This window comes from Myxococcus qinghaiensis, from assembly GCF_024198215.1.
Taxonomy (GTDB): Bacteria; Myxococcota; Myxococcia; order Myxococcales; family Myxococcaceae; genus Myxococcus; species Myxococcus qinghaiensis.
In genome coordinates this window covers 333,515-348,976 of the sequence record NZ_JAKCFA010000006.1, presented here as the reverse complement: position 1 = coordinate 348,976, position 15,462 = coordinate 333,515, and the positions used below count along the sequence as shown (strand labels likewise).

10 protein-coding genes are annotated in these 15,462 nt (G+C 70.0%); 7 read left to right on the top strand and 3 right to left on the bottom strand.

The features are described from left to right. Positions 1–61 precede the first annotated feature (61 nt). Both LZ199_RS13520 and LZ199_RS13515 read left to right on the top strand, forming a co-directional pair. Positions 62–1,066 (top strand): alpha/beta hydrolase family protein, encoded by a 1,005-nt coding sequence (locus LZ199_RS13520; RefSeq protein ID WP_253994086.1) that lies wholly within the window; start codon positions 62–64, stop codon positions 1,064–1,066. 169 nt (positions 1,067–1,235) lie between these two features. Continuing rightward, a complete protein-coding gene (locus LZ199_RS13515; RefSeq protein WP_253994085.1) occupies positions 1,236–1,820 on the top strand; it encodes a DUF2911 domain-containing protein in 585 nt (194 codons plus the stop codon). A gap of 110 nt (positions 1,821–1,930) precedes the next feature. Here LZ199_RS13515 and LZ199_RS13510 read toward each other — a convergent pair whose 3' ends face one another. Further along, on the bottom strand, positions 1,931–2,155 hold the full coding sequence (locus LZ199_RS13510; RefSeq protein WP_253994084.1) for a hypothetical protein: 225 nt from the start codon (positions 2,153–2,155) through the stop codon (positions 1,931–1,933). A gap of 127 nt (positions 2,156–2,282) precedes the next feature. Between LZ199_RS13510 and LZ199_RS13505 the strand changes: the two genes are divergently transcribed. Together LZ199_RS13505 and LZ199_RS13500 are read left to right on the top strand one after the other, a co-directional pair. Then, positions 2,283–3,275 carry a DUF1028 domain-containing protein gene (locus LZ199_RS13505; protein ID WP_253994083.1) on the top strand — a complete coding sequence of 331 codons (993 nt, stop codon included), beginning with the start codon at positions 2,283–2,285 and terminating at the stop codon, positions 3,273–3,275. A gap of 112 nt (positions 3,276–3,387) precedes the next feature. Further along, the gene (locus LZ199_RS13500; RefSeq protein WP_253994082.1) at positions 3,388–3,627 is read left to right on the top strand and encodes a hypothetical protein; all 240 of its coding nucleotides are present in this window, start codon (positions 3,388–3,390) and stop codon (positions 3,625–3,627) included. On the opposite strand, the gene LZ199_RS13495 is transcribed toward LZ199_RS13500, so the two are convergent. Next, entirely contained in the window at positions 3,624–4,340 is a 717-nt protein-coding gene (locus LZ199_RS13495; RefSeq protein ID WP_253994081.1) for an RNA methyltransferase, read from the bottom strand. The two genes, LZ199_RS13500 and LZ199_RS13495, sit on opposite strands and share 4 nt — an antisense overlap. Positions 4,341–4,602: 262 nt before the next feature. Here LZ199_RS13495 and LZ199_RS13490 point away from each other — a divergent pair, with 262 nt between their 5' ends. The 3 genes from LZ199_RS13490 (at position 4,603) to LZ199_RS13480 (ending at position 13,511) form a co-directional block, all read left to right on the top strand. Further along, entirely contained in the window at positions 4,603–10,347 is a 5,745-nt protein-coding gene (locus LZ199_RS13490) for an alpha-2-macroglobulin family protein (RefSeq protein ID WP_253994080.1), read from the top strand. Between the two features lies 1 nt (position 10,348). After that, positions 10,349–12,721 (top strand): penicillin-binding protein 1C, encoded by a 2,373-nt coding sequence (gene pbpC / locus LZ199_RS13485; protein ID WP_253994079.1) that lies wholly within the window; start codon positions 10,349–10,351, stop codon positions 12,719–12,721. A 139-nt stretch (positions 12,722–12,860) separates the two neighbouring features. Then, complete coding sequence (locus LZ199_RS13480) at positions 12,861–13,511, top strand: hypothetical protein (protein WP_253994078.1); 651 nt, start codon at positions 12,861–12,863, stop codon at positions 13,509–13,511. Between the two features lie 45 nt (positions 13,512–13,556). Here LZ199_RS13480 and LZ199_RS13475 read toward each other — a convergent pair whose 3' ends face one another. Next, on the bottom strand, positions 13,557–15,377 hold the full coding sequence (locus LZ199_RS13475) for a CotH kinase family protein (RefSeq protein ID WP_253994077.1): 1,821 nt from the start codon (positions 15,375–15,377) through the stop codon (positions 13,557–13,559). Positions 15,378–15,462: the final 85 nt, after the last annotated feature.

The following is a 15,462-nucleotide window of genomic DNA, read 5'->3' as shown; positions in this document are numbered from 1 at the left end:
TTCCCCGACGTGGTGCATCTCGCCGCCGCCGTCCGGGGACGGTCGTCGTAGAGTCGCGGGCATGACCTCGCGTGTTGGAACACCGCCTGTCCGGGATGAAATCCGGATGCATCCCCTGGATGGGTTCGTCGCCTCGCTGGCGAGTCACTCGCTGTTCTGTGACGGCTGGGGGGACGAGCAGGCATTCACGGGGCCGGGGTTGTCGGACCGGCTCTGCGCCCGGCCTGGCCCGCTCGCGATGAGCTGGGAGGCGGAGCAGGCGCGAGGGCGGCGGTGCTTCCGGGATGGCACGTTCGATTCGCCCTGGGCGGCGCTGCCTCCGGAGGTCCGTCGCGGAAGGGTGCGGTGGTACTCCTCCAAGCGAGGCCGTGGACGCGATGCGTGCGTGGTGCTGGCCTCGTCGCGAGACGAGGGGTACCGGCTGAGGACGTGGCTCTTCTCTGCGCTGGTCGACGAGGGGGTGGACCTCTACTTCCTGGAGAATCCCTTCTACGGGACGCGCCGGGCGACGGGGCAGAAGGGGCCACACATCCGCACGGTGAGCGAGCAGTTGAACATGAACATCGCGAGCATCGAGGAGGCGCGGGCGCTCGTGGCGCATGCGAGGCGGGAAGGGTACGAGCGCGTCGCGGTGGCGGGGTACAGCATGGGGGGCTACATGGCGGCGCTCGCGGCGGCCACGATGCCGGAGCCCGTGGGAGTCGCGGCGCTCGCGGCGGGAGCCTCGCCCGCGCCCGTGTTCACGAAGGGCGTGCATGGGCGCTCCATCGACTTCAAGAAGCTAGGAGGCTCGCCGGATGAAGCAGAGGCGCGGCTCCGGCTGGCGACGATTCTGGACGCGGCGAACGCGTGTCTCCTGCCGCCGCCCGCGAAGCCGAGCGCCGCCGTCATTGTCGCGTGCGCGAGGGATGCGTTCGTCCCGATGTCCGAGGCGCGGGCGCTTCATGCCCACTGGGTGGGAAGCGAGCTGCGCATCCTGGACGCGGGGCACATCTCCGCGCTCTTCACGTCGGGAGCGGCGCTGCGCGGAGCGATTCGCGACGCGGTTCATCGCTCAGGGGTGTGACGGCGGGCTCGGGTGGACTCGCGCCCACCAGCGCGGCACGGCTCCTTCCATCCGACAGTGGACTCAAAGACGCGGGGCCATCGCCTTCGCCCTCGCTGCCCGGCATTGCGGCTAGGGTGGCGCCGGGTCCTGTTTCCTCCGGGCCCACTCACACGCAAAGGACGCTTCTATGACGAACCGTCGATTCACCTGGCACCTGAGCATCCCCGCCCTCGCCGCGCTCTTCCTCCTCGCGGCCACGCCCGCGGCTGCCCAGAAGTCGATTCCTCCCGAGAAGGCTCCCGTCAGCCCGCTCGCCATGACGGCGAAGAAGTTGGACGACAACACCTACGTGAAGGTGACGTACAACTCGCCTCGCATCCAGGACCCCAAGACGGGCGAGAAGCGCCAGGTCTTCGGCAAGCTCGTCCCCTACGGCGAGGTGTGGCGCCTGGGCGCGAACCAGGCCACGGAGCTGACCACCACGGGTGACATCGAGCTCGCCGGCAAGAAGCTCGCGGCCGGCACCTACGCGCTCTTCGCCATTCCCCAGGCCGACAAGTGGACCCTCATCGTCAACAAGGACGTGGGCCAGTGGGGCGCGTACAAGTACGACAAGTCGAAGGACGTGCTGCGCGTGGACGTGCCCGCGAAGAAGTCCCCGGACACCTACGAGGCCCTCACCATCACCCTCGATGAGAAGGCCCCCGCACTCAACTTCGCCTGGGAGAACACCCAGGTCTCCGTCCCGCTGAGCGTGGCGAAGAAGAAGTAGTCGCTACGGTCGCGGCGCCAGGTGCGGGTTCGCGAACCTCGCCTGGCCCGCGGCGAACACTCCGATGACCTGGAGCTGACGCAGCCAGTCCGCCATGTCGGTCGGAAAGGCTACTCGCGACGGATCTTGTCCGGGTCCTCGCCCTCGGACACGCCCGGAGTCTTGCCCGGTTCATCCTGCGGCATCCGGCGCTCTTCCTCCTGGTCACCACCCTCCGCCTTCTTCGGCGTGCGGCCTGGGTCCTCCTTCTCGCGCTCGTCCTTCCTGGGCTGGCCACCCCCACGCCCCGGCTCGTCGTCGCCCACCACCATCGACTCGTAAGGCATGTGATCCATGCGTCCCCCTCTCGCGGGTTCAGGACTCCTCCCGAAAGGTAGGGCCGTCCCCCGGGCGTGCCGCGCCGGGCCTTGCGGTCGCCTGCCCGCTCGCCCACCCTGCGCCTCCTCGCCCGCTGGAGCCGCCATGTCCCGACTCGCCGTCTGCCTCGCCCTCCTCTCGCTCACCGCCGTGGCAGCCGAGCCTCCCGCCACCCCGCGCCGTCCCGTCCACACGTACTCCATCGTCGCCAGGGACCCCGTGACGGGAGACCTGGGCGTGGCCGTCCAGTCCCACTGGTTCTCCGTGGGCTCCGCCGTGCCCTGGGCCGAGGCCGGTGTCGGCGCCGTGGCCACCCAGTCCTTCGTCGACCCGTCCTACGGCCGCCTGGGCCTCGAACTCATGCGCGCGGGACGCAGCGCACCCGATGCCCTCAACGGCCTGCTCGCCGCCGACTCCGCCAACAGCGTGCGACAGGTCGCCATGGTGGACGCGCAAGGCCGCGTCTCCGCGCACACCGGCAAGAGCTGCATCGCCGCCGCCGGCCACGTCGTCGGCGAGGGCTTCTCCGTCCAGGCCAACATGATGGACAAGGCCACCGTCTGGCCCGCCATGTCCCAGGCCTATCGCGAAGCCAGGGGCGACCTCGCCGAGCGCATGCTCACCGCGCTCGAAGCCGCGGAAGGCCAGGGCGGCGACATCCGGGGCAAGCAGTCCGCCGCCCTCATCGTCGTCTCCGCGAAGTCCACCGGCCGCCCCTGGATGGACCGCCGCTTCGACCTGCGCGTCGAGGACCACCCGGAGCCCCTCAAGGAGCTGCGTCGCCTCGTCACCCTCCAGCGCGCCTACAACTTCATGAACGAGGGAGACCTCGCCCTGGAGCGCAAGGACACCGACGCCGCGCTCGCCGCCTACTCCTCGGCGGAGAAGCTCGCGCCCGGCAACATGGAGATGGTCTTCTGGCACGCCATCTCCCTCGTCGGCGTGGGCCGCGTGGACGCCGCCCTCCCGCTGCTCCAGCGCACGTACGCCGCCGACCCTCGCTGGCGGGAGCTCGTCCTCCGGCTGCCCGCGGCCGGGCTCCTCCCGGACGACCCGAAGCTCCTCTCACGGCTGACCGGCCCCAAGCCCACGAAGTGAGCCGCTCGGGGAGCGAGCACCCGAGCGTTGGGAATTCCTCTTGGAGGGACAGCGGGCGCGAGCGCTTGTGGTCACCGAGCGCGATGGAGAGGTTCTCCTGACGAGGACACTCATGCCCTTTCTCCTGACCCCATTGCTCGCGTTGCTGGTCCCGCTCATGGCGCTGGCACAGGTGCCTCAGGACATGTCCCTCTCACCCGCGGAATCCAGCGGCCCCAGCTACTGGTACTGGGTGGCCCTGCTCGTCATCGCCGCAGCCGTCTTCGCGTGGGTCGCGGTGCGCCTGTCGCGCAAGCACCGAGGCCCGCCCTCGTCGTCGTCACGCCCCCGTCGCTCCGCCCGCTCCCTCTAGGGGCGATGCTTGCGCAGCGTGTGCAGCGCGGCCAGCCACAGCCTTGCCTCATTGCGCGTGAGCCGTGAGCGGCGCAGGGGCGCGAACAAGTCCCTCAAGGCCGTGCGCCCCGGCTGCTCGTCGATGAGGAACCCACCCGAGCTGAGCACGCCCCCCAACGTCGACTCCACCCGCGCCAGCTCCGTGTCCGTGGCCGCAACGGGCAGCGGACCCGGCGGTGGCGCATGCTCCGCCAACGTGGCCACGCGGACCTCGTAGGCATACAGCAGCACGGCCTGCGCCAGGTTGATGGACGGCTGCTCCGGCGCGGTGGGCACGGCGGACAAGTCATGGCACCGCTCCACCTCCGCGTTGGTGAGCCCGCTGCGCTCATCTCCGAAGACGAGCGCCACCGTGCCCTGCGTCGCGCGCGACACCAGCTCCTCGCCCACCGCGCGCGGCGGCAGCCGTCGCTTGCCCTCCACCTTGCGCGAGCTGGTTCCCACCACCCAGACACAGTCGGCGATGGCCTCCTCCAGCGTGTCGGCGCGGCGGGCCCCTTCAAGAACGTCTTCGGCATGGACCGCCAGCCGGCGCGCGGGCGTCAAATCCTCCACTTCGGGCGTCACCCACACCCAATCCGAGAGGCCACAGTTCTTCAGCGCCCGAGCCGCGGCACCCAGGTTCTCCGCGTTGCGCGGACGCATCAGGACGAAACGGACGGGCAGCACCATGCGCGGGGCACCTTAGCGTCTTCCAGGGCCAGGGCCTGGGTCGTTGACCTGGGCTCGGGCCCCTCCTATAGCGTGGCGGCATCGACCGCCAGGTGAGGGCGCGGAGGCCACCGGGAGTGTGGCTCCGGGTACACCATGTGGGCTCGGGGACGCGTGGGGGTCGCGTTCCGGCCGTGGGCATTCGACCGCACCCCCCCTCGATTCCAGGCGTGCACGACGTCGGCACGTCACGTGAAGAACAGCTGGTACCTCCGGAGGAACCATGGGTTCGCAGTCCGCAGTCCTGACCACGCCGCACCGCGCGACACGCGCGGGCTGGCTCTTCGCCGTGCTGCTGGTGGGCACCTCGCTCGCGGGCTGTCAGAAGGAGAAGGAGCCCGCCACCCCACCTCCCCCCGTCACCACCGAGGCTCCAACCACGACGAAGCCTGTCGCGGGCAGCGCGTCCGCCACGCCGCCGGTGCCCGTCAAGCCGGAGGCCGTGACGCCCATCATCAGCGCGCCCGGCTCCGACACCGTGCTGCCCCAGAGCGTCGTCATCGAGCTGGCCCGCTCCCTGCGCCCGCCCGACCACGAGGTGAAGCCGGGCACCGTCATCAACATCGCGCCCCGCGTCGCCGGCAACCTGCAGTGGAGCGGACCGTCCACGCTCACGTTCAACGCCTCCGGTGCCGGCTTCGCCTTCGAGACCGAGTACACCGTGACGGTGGAGTCCGTGGAGACGGAGGCGGGCGTGGTGAAGCCGACCTCCGAGGGTGCCTGGACCCACCGCTTCACGACGCCGTCGTTCCGCTTCCTCCGCGTGGAGCCCAAGCAGGCCGACCTGCTCAAGAACCGCGTCGAGGTGGACATCGCGTTCTCCGGTCCGGTGGACACGGGCGCCCTGCGCTCGCGCAGCGCCTTCGACGTGGGCGGACAGGCCATCAGCGACGTGAAGTGGCGCAACGTGCCCGGCAAGCGTGACGTCGTCACCGCGCAGCTCGGTCACCCGGGCCTCAAGGGCGGGGCCGCCGTGCGCTTCGTCCTCAAGGCGGGGCTCGTCTCGGCGTCGGACGCGAAGGCGCGCGCTCCCGCGGCGGAGTCGTCCTTCGTCCTGCGCGGTGGCAAGCGCATGGACATCACCGGCGTCACCCGCCAGAGCGGCGCCTCCGGGCACTACCTGGAGGTGAGCTGCCGCGACGTGGACATGGCCGCGCCGCCCAGCCCCCGCCAGAACCAGGACTACGACGAGTACTACTGGGACTCGAACAACCGCGGCTGCATTCTGGACGACGCCACGGCCGAGGCCGCCATCCACCTGACGCCGCCGGTGAAGGTGTCCGTCGCGCCCTCGCGGCGAGGCTTCCGCATCTTCGGCGACTTCAAGCGCGGCACGTACTCGCTGCGCATCGACGCGGGGGCGACGTCCACGGGCAATGGCACGTTGCTGTCCGACTTCGAGGAAGGCGTCTCCATTCCGGCCCGCCAGCCGCAGCTCTCGTTCTCCTCGGCGGGGCGCTACCTGCCGCGCAGCGCGTGGCGCAACCTGCCGCTGCAGCACCTCAACCTCGACAGCGTCGAGCTGACCATCCGCAACGTGCCGCCGGAGAACCTCGTCTTCTGGATGAGCGACGACCAGCGCGAAGTGGCCGACGAGCGCACGTCCAACGTGGTGTTGAAGAAGACGCTGTCCCTCCAGTCGCCGCAGGACACACTGGCCACCACCTACGTGGACGTGGCCACCCTGGTGCCGTCGACGACGCGCGGCCTCGTGGAAGTCTCGGTGAAGCGCAATGAGCTGGAGGCCGCCTCGCGCATCCTCCTCACGGACCTGAGCCTCGTGGCCAAGCGCGGTGGCCCCGCGCCCGGCACCACGGACCGGGGCGAGGTGTGGGTCTGGGCGCTCGGCATCGAGAGCACCGAGCCGGTGAACGGCGTCGAAGTCTCCCTCGTGAAGAAGAGCGGCCAGGCCGTGGACCGCTGCGTCACCAAGGGCGCGGAGGGCTGCATGCTCAAGGTGCCCGCCGCGGGCGCGGACGACAGCGAGCCCTTCGCGCTCATCGCCCGTCAAGGCGAGGAGCTGACGTACCTCAAGTACAGCGAGCTCAAGATGGAGATCGCCAACTCGGACGTGCAGGGCGAGCCGTACCGCTCCGAGAAGGCCTACCGCGCCTCCATCTGGTCCGACCGGGGCGTGTACCGGCCGGGAGACACCGCGCACGTCGCCGCGGTGCTGCGCGGCCAGGATGACCTGGCGCCTCCCGCGGGCATGCCCGTGGAGCTGGTGGTGGTGGACCCGCGCGAGCGCGAGCTGAAGAAGGTGCCGCTGAAGGCCAACGAGGCGGGGCTCGTCGCGCTCGACCTCCCGTTCGAGGCGTTCCAGGACACGGGCCGCTACCGCGTGACGCTGAAGGTCGCGGACCGCGAGGTGGCCTCCTACGCGTTCAGCGTGGAGGAGTTCGTCCCCGAGCGCATGAAGGTGACGGCGACCACCGAAGCCCCCGGCTACGTGCAGGGCGTGGAGCTGCCCGTCGCGGTGGAGGCCGCCTATCTCTTCGGCGGCTCGGCGGAAGAAAGCCCGGTGGAGCTCAACTGCCGGCTCTTGCCGTCGGACTTCAAGCCGAAGGAGAACGGCCAGTTCACCTACGGCCTGTGGCGTCAGGACGGCAAGGAGCCGCGCCCCGTCACGCTGGGACAGGCCAAGGGCGTGCTGGATGCGAAGGGCCAGACGGTCCTCGACTGCCCGGCGCAGGCGGCCATGGGCGGGCTGCGCGGCGCGGCGAAGCTGAGCGCGCTGGTCAGCGTCTTCGAGTCCGGCAGCGGCCGCTCCACGGTGAACGAGGCCAGCGTGCCCGTGCACCCGGAGCGCTACTACGTGGGCCTGCATGCCAGCGTGGGGAAGGTGAAGGCCGGCAAGCCCTTCACGGTGAGCGGCGTGGTGGTGGACTGGGATGGCAAGGTCGTCACGTCCAGCTCGCTGTCACCCAAGTCGGTGCAGGTGGAGTACGTCCGCCTGGAGGAGGAGTACGGGTACTACTACGACGAGGCGGAGGGGTATGACCGCTACCAGCGCTACCTGCGTCCGATTCGAGAGGGCACCGCGACGGCGAAGGTGGCGGACGGCCGCTTCTCCCTCAACGTGACGCCGGGCGGAGACGCCGCGGGCTACCTGGTGCGCGTGCGCTCCGGCAATGCGCAGACGGACCTGGAGCTGGAGGGCGAGGGTCGCTACTACTGGTGGGGAGAGGGCTCGCGCGTGGACCAGACGCCGCGTCCGCTCAAGCCCACCTCGCTGGACGTCGCGGCGCCGGCGCAGGCCCGCGTGGGCCAGGCCATCACCGTGAAGGTGAAGGCCCCGTACAAGGGCCGGATGCTCTTCACCGCGGAGACGGACCGCGTGCTCGCCACCGAGTGGAAGGCCGTGGAGCCGGGCGAGGTGACGTGGACCTTCACGCCCAAGCAGTTCGCGCCCAACGTCTACGTGAGCACCTTCCTCGTGAAGGACCCGCATCTGGAGTCGCGCGAGGCGTTCATGCCGGACCGCGCCTTCGGCGTGGCCAACATCACCCTGGAGCCGGTGGACTTCACCCAGTCGGTGACGCTGAACGTGCCCAAGGAGGTCCGCTCCAACGACACGCTCAACGTGGAGCTGGATTTGGGGGCGCTGGAGGGGCCGACCTTCGCCACGGTGGCGGTGGTGGACGAGGGCATCCTCTCCCTCACGCGCTTCCAGAGCCCGGATCCGCTCAAGCAGATCTTCACCAAGCGCGCCCTCGGCGTGGGCACCTACGAGACCATCGGCTGGACGCTGCTGGTGCCGCCCGGCGGCAACTCGCGCTCCACCGGTGGTGACGCGGAAGGGGACGCGAGCGGCCGGGTGCAGCCCGTCAAGCCCGTGGCCCTGTGGAGCGGCGTGGTGCTGGTGCCGGCCAACGGCAAGCTGCGCCTGCCCTTCCAGATTCCGCAGTACCGGGGCGCGGTGCGGGTGATGGTGGTGACGGCGGGGCCCAAGCGCCTGGGCCGCGCGAGCGCGCAGGTGCTGGTGAGAGACCCGCTGGTGCTCCAGACGACACTGCCTCGCTTCCTCACGCAGAACGACGAAATCCAGGTGCCCGTCTTCATCACCAACCTGTCCGGCAAGGCGCAGGACGTGAAGGTGACGCTGGGCGCGGAGTCGCTGCCGGTGCCGGGGCTGACGATGCCCGCCGCGGCGTCCTCTCCGCTCCAACTGCTGGGCAAGAGCGAGGGCCGGGCCCGGCTGGAGGATGGCAAGTCGACGACGTTCGTCTTCCAGGCGCGAGCGGTGCAGGCCGTGGGCGCCGCGCGGCTGAGCGTGGTGGTGGAGGGCGGAGGCTACACGTCGAAGGAGACGTTGGATGTGCCGCTGTCCCCGGCGGGTCCCCGCGAGCGGCGCGTGCAGCGCATCGAGCTGGCGCAGGGCGTGACGGACGTCTCCCAGTACCTCCAGGGCTGGGTGCCGACGACGGAGCGCTCCACGCTGTGGGTGACGGCCAATCCCTATGCGCAGTCGCTCCAGCACCTCTCGTACCTGGTGCGATACCCCTATGGCTGCATCGAGCAGACGACGTCCTCCACGCGCCCGCTGCTCTTCGTGTCGGAGCTGGTGGACAACGTGGACCCGTCGCTGACCCGCGAGGGCTCGGTGGGGGACATGGTGCTGGCGGGCATCAACCGCGTGATGTCCATGCAGACGTCCTCGGGCGGCTTCTCCTACTGGCCCGGTGCCACGGAGCCGGTGGACTGGGGCACCGCCTACGCGACGCACATGCTGCTGGATGCGCAGAAGCTGAAGTACCCCGTGTCGCAGGACCGCCTGAACGACGCGATGACGTGGATGGGCAACCGCATGAGCGCCTACGAGGGCCAGGCCGCGGTGCGCCTGGACGGGCAGGTCGACAGCGAGGAAGCCTACATGCACTACGTGCTGTCGCTGGCCGGCAAGGGCCGCAAGGCGCGCATGCTGAAGCTGGTGGAGGCGCTGGCGGAGAAGTCGAAGAAGGGCGCGCTCAACGGACAGGCGCGTGAGGTCGACTACATGCTCAAGGCGGGGCTCTACCTCGCCGGAGACCGTCGCTACGAGAAGGAGCTGCGCACCCCGGACCTGTCGCCCGTCACCGACGAGCGTCACAACAACTGGTCCTTCTACTCGGACCGGCGGCGCCGGGGCTTCATGCTGAGCACCTACCAGGACCTCTTCGGCAACAGCGCCGACGGCGAGCCCCTGGCGGCCATGGTGGCCCAGTCGCTCCAGACGCACTCGAGCAACTGGTACACGACGCAGGAGCTGGTGTGGGGAATCACGGGCCTGGGCAAGCGGCTGCAGGGCGCGGCCTCCCAGTTCACCGCGCCGGTGCTGACGGTGGAGGGCAAGGAGGTGGCGACGCCGAAGGCGAAGGACGCGCGCGGCTCCGACAGGACGTGGTCCCTGGCGCGGGCCAGCGAGCGCAAGCAGCTCCAGCTCGACGTGAAGTCCAAGGACTCAGGCAAGCTGTACCTGGTGCTGAGCAGCGAGGGCGTGCGCACGGACGGACAGCCGCGCACGGGCGGGGAGGGCCTCCAGTTGACCCGCACCTACCGCAAGCAGGACGGCTCGGAGCTGAACCTGAAGTCGTCGCCGCTGGCGCTGGCGGAGCTGGTGTACGTGGAGCTGGAGCTGAAGAACACCACGGGCGAGCGGGTGCAGAACATCGCCCTGGTGGACCGCCTGCCGGCGGGCTGGGAAATCGAGAACGCGCGGCTCGGTCGCGGGGGCTCGGTGGACTGGGTGGCGGCGGACGCGCTGTGGACGCCGGACTACGTCAACATCCGCGATGACCGGATGGAGGTCTTCGGCGCGCTCGGCGCGGGTGAGGCGAAGAAGATTGTCTATGCGGTGCGCGCGGTGACGGCGGGGGCCTTCACCCTGCCCACGGCGGAGGCCGAGGCGATGTACGACCCGCGCATCTGGGCGCGCGAGGCGGGCGGCACGGTGCAGGTGTCCGGCCCGTGGAAGGACAGCCTGCTCTGACATGCGCCGCGCTCGTCACCTCCTGAAGAAGCTCGGATGGTTCGCCGTGGGGCTCGTCGGCCTCACGGCGCTGGGGGTGGCGGCGGCGTGGTGGCTGCCGCTGCCGTCGCGGCTCTCCTCACCGCCCTCGGTGGTGCTGGAGTACCGCGACGGCACTCCGGCGCATGTCTTCCTCGCGCCGGACCAGCGGTGGCGCATCGCCGCTCCGGCGGAGCGCATCGACCCGGCCTACCTCCGGGCCCTGCTCGCGCTGGAGGACAAGCGCTTCTATTCCCACCCGGGCGTGGACCCGCTCGCGGTGGCGCGCGCCGCCGTGCTCAACGTGACACGGGGGCGCCGGGTGTCGGGCGCGTCCACGCTGACGATGCAGCTGGTGCGCATGCTGGAGCCGCGCCCGCGCACCTTCACCTCGAAGCTGGTGGAGTCCTTCCGCGCGGTGCAGTTGGAGCTGCGGCTGACGAAGCAGGAGGTCATGGGCGCGTATCTCCAGTTCGTTCCGTACGGGCGCAACGTGGAGGGCGTGGAGGCCGCGGCGCTCGCGTACTTCGGCCACACGGCGGCCCACTTGAGCCCGGCCGAAATCGCCACGCTGCTGGCGGTGCCGCAGAACCCCAACCGTCGCTTTCCCACGCCGGAGAACCGCGCCCGCCTGCGCGCGGCCCGGGATGACGTGGCCCGACGGCTGCTGGAGGCCCGCGCCCTCCCACGCGGCCCCGAGGGAGCGACGGTGACGGACGCGCAGGTGCTGGCGGAGGTGCGTGCCTCCTCCGCGCCGCTGGAGCTGAAGGCGTTTCCCCGCGAGGCCCCTCACGCGGCGGTGTGGCTGCGGGCGCAGCGCCCGGGGCAGACGCGGCTGCGCACCACGCTGGACGCGGGAACGCAGCGCCTGGTGGAGCGGGTGATGAAGGACGGGGCGAAGGACCTGTCGTCGCGAGGCGTGCACAACGGCACGGCCGTGGTGGTGGAGCGCGAGCGCGGCGAGGTGCTCGCGCTGGTGGGCAACTTCGACTTCTTCGACGAGAAGCACGGCGGACAGATTGTCGGCTTCGCCACGCCGCGCTCCCCGGGCTCGGCGCTCAAGCCGCTCCTGTACGCCATGGGCATCGACCTGGGCCTGGCGGGGCCGGAGCAACTGGTGGCCGACATCCCCATGTCGTACGGCGGCTATTCGCCGCGCAACTTCGACGGCCGCTTCCTGGGGCTCGTGCGGCTGGAGTACGCGCTGTCCCAGTCGCTCAACATGCCCTTCGTGCGGCTGCTGGAGCGCGTGGGCGTGGAGCGCTTCCTGGGCGCGCTGCGGACGTCGGGGGTGACGAGCCTGGTCTCCGAGCCGGGCCACTACGGCTTGTCCGCCGCGGTGGGCGGCATCGAGCTGACGCCCCTGGAGCTGGCGGGCGTGTACGTGGCGCTGGCGGGAGATGGCCGCACGCGGCCCCTGCGGTTGCTGGAGGAAGGGCAACCGGTGGCGTCCCCGGCGGAGGTCATGTCTCCGGGGGCCGCATGGCTCACGCGCAAGGCGCTGTCGCTGAAGGACCGGCCGGACTTTCCGGAGCGGCGCCGGCTGACGGGCCTGCCCGCGCGCGTGCACTGGAAGACGGGCACGAGCTTCGGTCACCGGGATGCGTGGGCGGCGGGCTCAGGGCCCCGGCACACGGCGGTGGTGTGGCTGGGCAACTTCGACCACACGCCGAGCGTGCATCTGGTTGGCGCGGACGCGGCGGGCCCGCTGTTGTTCGACATCCTGGAGGGCGTGGGTCCCCGAGGGCGCTCGCTGCCGGAGGATGAAGTGACGCCGCCGGAGGACCTGATGCGCGTGGAGGTCTGCGCGTACTCGGGCCACCTGCCGACGGACGCGTGCACGCAGCGCAAGGCGGTCTACGCGCGGCGCTCGGCGGTGCCCACCGCGCACTGCCCCTACCACCAGCACGTCGAGGTCGACGTGGCCTCCGGGCTCGCGGTGGGGCCCACGTGCCGCGCGGGGCGGAAGACGGAGTCACGCGTGTTCGTCACCTGGCCCGCCACCATCCGCCGCTGGCTGGAGGAGCAGCACCGCCGCCTGCCCGAGCCTCCCTCCCTGGCGCCCGGCTGCGAGCTCGGGGGGGAGCGCGCCGCCCCCACCATCGTCTCGCCCGCACAGGGCCACATCGCGCTGCTGATTCCCGGTGTCCCTCCGGAGCAGCAGGAGATGCCCCTGGAGGCGGAGGCCTCGCACGAGCGCGCGCTCACTTGGTTCGTGGACGGCGCGCTCTTGGGCACCGCGCGCGCGGATGAGCGCATGTGGTGGAAGCCCTCGGTGGGTTCCCACGAAATCCTCGTCACGGATGACCGGGGACTCAGCGCCAAGCGCACGCTCGTCGTCCGCGAGCGGCGCTAGCCCGCATGTCCGCGAGCCGCGCGTTCCTCGCGGACGCACTCCAGGTGTGGCCGAACGCAGGGGAGCCGCGTCGCGACAACCCTTCCTGAGGAAGCATCAGGGGTTGCAGCGTGGCATATCCGTTGCTGTTGGCGCGTGCATGGCTTCCCGACACGAGACGTGCCCGTACTGTGGGCTGCAGTCCATCATCAACCTGATGCACTTCCGCGGAGAGTGCGGAGCCAATCCGGAGAAGGACAAGCAGCTCGCGGGGAAGCTGCTGATGAAGTACTTCGACCACTTGAAGTCCCCATCAATCTCGACGTCGTCACAGACGGTGGCGCCGCCGCCTCAGGTGGTCGTCGACCCCGAGGAGGAACGCCGCAGGCTCTTTCTCGAGAGGGACCTGAACAGCGCTCCCAAGACGTCGGTGGGTGACCGACAGCTCGCGCCGAACCAGCTCCACGGAGACCACCCTCCCGCGTCGCATGCCGTCGTGGACTGGGAGGTGAACGACGACGTCGCGGAGACCTACAATCCCTGGTCCGTCCGCTACTCGGGCCACATCCGGACGGAGGGCAACTTCTCGTTTCACAGCTACCGGGTGGGGAGCTTCTCCGTCTTCGTCGTCTGGCCCAAGGGCTGGGTCCCTCCGGCTCCCAATCGCTTTGGCTGGCTGCCCCAACGCACCTTCAGCTCGATGGAGGGGCAGTTCAACGTGCATCAGCGCTACCAGGGGGAGAACCCGCAGCCGGATGAAATCTGGTACCGGACCATCGAGGGGAAGAACATCATCCGCACCTTTCCTTGAGCGCGTGCGCGGAGGCCCGTCTCCGGGCCTCCGGGGCACTTTCGCTCAGCGGACCTCCCAGCCCTTGTCACCGCGCTCGTACTGCTGCCCCGAGCGCAGCGCGCCGTAGAAGAGGAAGTCCTTCACGCCCACGACGGACTTGCCGTCGAACAGGCCCAGCTCTCCTCGGGGCGCCAGCTGGATGCCCAGCTCGGAGGTCTTCAGGCGCACCTTCCCGCCCGGGGGCACCGTCACGTTCGGCAGCACCGCGCCCATGGGGGCCTTCACCTGCGTGGGCGCATGGTCGCTCTGCGCCAGGCTCACCCGCAGGTTCGTGGTCAGCACCATGCCCTGGAGCGACAGCGGCGCCGTGCCCCGGTTGCCCACGTCCACCCAGCCCGCCACCGGGTCGAACGCCTCGAACACCAGCGTGGGGCGCTGCGCCTGCATCCGCGCCCAGTCCTTCTCCACGAAGGCCCGGCGCTCCTTCACGTAGCGCTTCATGTAGTCGCGACCCGACTTGAACTGCGCGTAGTCGATGTACGGCGCCCCGTTCATGTACGGGTTGATGAGCGCGTGCATCGCGTCGATGTACGGGTTCATCACCTCGGGCGTGAACAACTCGTCCAGCGCCTTGTCGAGCCGCGCGCCCAGCCGCTCCCGCAGCTCCGGGTTCGCCAGCACGCGCGTGCCCAGGTTGGAGAAGACGGGCAGGTAGCCGGGATAGGACTGCGTCTCCGCCTTGCGCTGCAGGTACATCCTCTCCGTCCACGCGTCCGTCAGCGTGAAGTTGAACAGCGGGTGGCGCATGTTGTTGCTGCTCGTGCTCATGGCCTCCGCGGGGTTGAGGTACCACCAGCGCGCGTCCACGTTGTTGAGGTCCCAGGGCACGTAGGACCACTTCGCCACGGCCCGGTCGTAGATGAAGTAGCTCTCCGAGTCCTCCACGAAGTTGTTGGACATCAGCGCGTCCAGCACCATGGAGCGCAGGTAGTGCTCCACCTGGAGGTGCTTCTCCAGCGCGGCCGGGAACTCGGGCTCCGGCGTGTAGTTGATGACGTCCAGCACGGCGTAGAGCCCGTCGTCCGGCTGCTGCTCGTTCGTCTTCTTCGTCCAGTCACCCTGGTAGGGCACCTTCCACGTCTTCAGCTCGCAGTCCTTCCAGCCGCACCGGTAGATGGTCGCATCGTCGTCCGCGAAGGCATGGGCCTTGAGGAAGGCCTTGTTCACCTGCTCGATATCCAGGAACACGCCCTCGTTGTGGCCATTGAGCTTGAGGCGCACGAAGGTCGCCTTGGACGCGGGCACGCGCATCGCGGCCATCAGGTCGAACGCCATCTTCTCCGCCAGCAACGTCGCGTCCGCGAACTCGGCCACGAGGTTGAGCGACGTGCGTCCCTCGAAGCGCACGTCCTTGTCGAAGCTCACGTTCCAGCTCTTCTTGACGAAGTAGCGCGCGGAGGCCCCGCGCAGCCGCACCTTCACCGCGTACGTCTTCCCGCCCGCCTTGAAGACGGCGTCCTGCTCCGGCGTCCACACGTCCGCCTCGAACTTCTTCATCGCCTCCTCGGGGATGATGAGCTCGTACTCGGGCACGCTCGCCTGCAAGGTCGGCATCACGAAGGGCCGCTGGGCCTCCGGCGTCACCGGCGGAGGCGGATCCACGGGCGGCGGGTCGACAGGCGGCGGGTCCACCGGAGGAGGGTCGACGGGTGGCGGGTCGACAGGCGGGGGATCCACCGTGTCAGGCGGCGAGGGTTGCTCGATGGGAGGCGGCTGGGTGATGGGGGCGGGTGGGGCTCCAGAACCGCAAGCCCACAGCCACATCACCGGAAGGCAGAGCAAGAGTCGTGAGCGAGTCATCCGGGGGGGGTGAGCAAGGCTCATGCCTCATGAAGGCAGACGTGCGACGCCCGAAAGTGAACGTTGCCAGTGCCCCAAGACGCCGTGGGGCGGGTAGTTGATGAAAGGG